The sequence below is a fragment of the Streptomyces sp. NPDC059003 genome, assembly GCF_042740445.1.
In the GTDB taxonomy this organism is placed as follows: Bacteria; Actinomycetota; Actinomycetes; order Streptomycetales; family Streptomycetaceae; genus Streptomyces.
The window spans coordinates 1-3,164 of sequence record NZ_JBHYJH010000387.1 but is presented as its reverse complement, the minus strand read 5'-3'; the positions used below and the strand labels follow the sequence as shown (position 1 = coordinate 3,164).

General features: G+C 72.3%; 1 protein-coding gene. It reads right to left on the bottom strand.

Annotation, left to right across the window (positions count from 1 at the left end; all coding sequences use genetic code 11):
• Nucleotides 1–2,994, bottom strand: a 2,994-nt coding sequence (mfd, locus tag ACFWZ5_RS45855; RefSeq protein ID WP_384893172.1) for a transcription-repair coupling factor, incomplete at its 3' end; no start/stop codon positions are given.
• Between the last annotated feature and the right edge of the window lie 170 nt (nucleotides 2,995–3,164).

The window sequence follows — 3,164 nt, the reverse complement described above, 5'->3', positions numbered from 1 at the left end:
GCCGACGCCCGCGATGTGCCCGGACTGCTCGCCGCCGAGCAGGTTGCCCGCGCCGCGGATCTCCAGGTCCTTCATCGCCACGTACATGCCCGCGCCCATCTCCGTGTGCTGGGCGATGGTCGCGAGGCGCTCGTGGGCGGTCTCGGTCAGCGGCTTCTCCGGCGGGTACAGGAAGTAGGCGTAGCCGCGCTCGCGGCCGCGGCCGACGCGGCCGCGCAGCTGGTGCAGCTGGCTCAGGCCGAAGTTGTCGCCGCGCTCCACGATCAGCGTGTTGGCGTTGGAGATGTCGATGCCGGACTCGACGATCGTCGTCGACACGAGGACGTCGAACTTCTTCTCCCAGAAGTCGACCACGACCTGTTCGAGGGCCTGCTCGGACATCTGGCCGTGCGCGGTGGCGATCCGCGCCTCGGGCACGATGTCGCGCAGGCGGGCCGCCGCCCGGTCGATGGACTCCACCCGGTTGTGGATGTAGAAGACCTGGCCCTCGCGCAGCAGTTCACGGCGGATGGCCGCGCCGATCTGCTTCTCCTCGTACGGCCCGACGAAGGTGAGCACCGGGTGGCGCTCCTCCGGCGGCGTCGTGATCGTCGACATCTCGCGGATGCCGGTGACGGCCATTTCGAGCGTACGAGGGATGGGGGTCGCCGACATCGTGAGCACGTCGACATTGGCCCGGAGCTTCTTCAGCTGCTCCTTGTGCTCCACGCCGAAGCGCTGCTCCTCGTCGACGATGACCAGGCCGAGGTCCTTGAACTTGGTCTCGGAGGAGAAGAGGCGGTGGGTGCCGATGACGATGTCCACGGAGCCGTCGCGCAGGCCCTCCAGGGTCGCCTTGGACTCGGTGTCCGTCTGGAAGCGGGACAGGGCGCGGACGTTCACCGGGAACTGGCCGTACCGCTCGGTGAACGTGCCGAAGTGCTGCTGCACGAGCAGCGTCGTGGGCACGAGGACCGCGACCTGCTTGCCGTCCTGGACCGCCTTGAAGGCCGCGCGGACGGCGATCTCCGTCTTGCCGTAGCCGACGTCGCCGCAGATCAGCCGGTCCATCGGGACCGACTTCTCCATGTCCTCCTTGACCTCGGCGATCGTCGTGAGCTGGTCGGGGGTCTCCGCGTACGGGAAGGCGTCCTCCAGCTCGCGCTGCCAGGGCGTGTCGGGGCCGAAGGTGTGGCCGGGGGCCGCCATCCGCGCCGAGTACAGCTTGATCAGGTCGGCGGCGATCTCCTTGACCGCCTTCTTCGCGCGGGCCTTGGTCTTGGTCCAGTCGGCGCCGCCGAGCCGGTGCAGCGTCGGGGCCTCGCCGCCGACGTACTTGGTGATCTGCTCCAGCTGGTCGGTGGGGATGTAGAGGCGGTCGCCGGGCTGGCCGCGCTTGGCGGGGGCGTACTCCACGACCAGGTACTCGCGGGTCGCGCCCTGGACGGTGCGCTGCACCATCTCGATGTAGCGGCCCACGCCGTGCTGTTCATGGACGATGTAGTCGCCCGGCTCCAGGGTCAGCGGGTCGATGGTCTTGCGGCGCCGCGCGGGCATGCGCGCGCCGTCCTTGCCTGCCGCCTTCTGGCCGGTGAGGTCGGTCTCCGTGAGCACGGCGAGCTTCAGCCGCGGGTCGACGAAGCCGTAGTCGATGGAGCCGCACGCGACGTGCACCACGGACGGGGTCAGCTCGGCCAGGTCGGCGTCCAGGCGGGCCGCGATGCCCTCGCCGCCGAGGACCTCGGCGGTGCGGGCGGCCGGGCCGTGGCCCTCCGTGACGTACACCGTGCGCCAGCCGTCGGCCAGCCAGCCCTTGGTGTCGGCGAGGGCCTTCGCGGTGTCGCCGCGGTAGGTCTCCGGGGCGTGCATGCTGAGCGTGAGCGTGTCGTCGTCCACATCGAGATCGGCGGCGAACGGGCTCACCGACCACCACATCATGCCGAGCTCACGGGCCCGGTCCCGGACGTCCGCGATGCCCCACAGGGAGGCGGCGCCGACGTCGATCGGGGCCTCGCCGCCGCCCGCCGTGGCCGCCCAGCTGGCCTGGAGGAACTCCTGGCTGGTCGCCACCAGGTCGGCGGCGCGCGTGCGCACCCGCTCGGGGTCGCAGACGACCGCCATCGCGTTCTCCGGCAGGACGTCGAGGAGCAGCTCCATGTCGTCCACGAGCACCGGCGCCAGGGACTCCATGCCCTCCACGGCGATGCCCTCGGCGATCTTGCCGAGCAGTTCGCCGAGCTCCGGGTGCTCCTCGGCGAGTTCCCGCGCGCGGGCGCGTACGGCGTCGGTGAGCAGCAGCTCGCGGCAGGGCGGCGCCCACAGGCCGTGCTCGGCGACCTCCAGGGACCGCTGGTCGGCGACCTTGAAGTAGCGGATCTCCTCGACGTCGTCGCCCCAGAACTCGACCCGGAGCGGGTGCTCCTCGGTCGGCGGGAAGACGTCGAGGATGCCGCCTCGTACGGCGAACTCGCCGCGCTTCTCGACCAGTTCGACACGGGAGTACGCGGCCGCGGCGAGGGCCTCGACGGTGTCGTTCAGGTCGGCGGACTCGCCCGTGCGCAGCGCCACCGGCTCCAGGTCGCCGAGGCCCTTCACCTGGGGCTGCAGAACCGACCGGACGGGTGCCACGACGACGCTGACGGGACCGGTCTCGGGGTCCGCGCCGGCGCTCGGGTGCGCGAGGCGGCGCAGGACGGCGAGGCGGCGGCCCACCGTGTCGCTGCGGGGGCTCAGGCGCTCGTGCGGCAGGGTCTCCCACGCCGGGTACTCGGCCACGCCCTCCGGCGGCAGGATCGTCCGCAGCGCCGCGGCGAGGTCCTCCGCCTCCCGGCCGGTCGCCGTCACGGCGAGCACCGGGCGCTTCGCCTCGCGGGCGAGGGCGGCGACGGCGAAGGGGCGGGCGGCCGGGGGGCCGACGAGGTCGACGTGGTGCCGGTGGCCGTCGGCGGCGGCCTTCACCGCTTCGGTGAGAGCCGCGTCCTTGACGACGGCGTCCAGCAGTCCGTGCAGGGTCATGAAGGGGCATCCCGTCGGGGGGTGGGCAACGCGAAGAGCCCGACACGTGCTACGGGCCGGGGGCCTTCCAGGGTACGTCGGCCGCGGGGGCGATGCCGGTCGCGCCCGGCTGGGAGCTCCCCAATCCCGCCCCTTCCCGAACCAGGGGGCTCCGCCCCCTGGACCCCCTT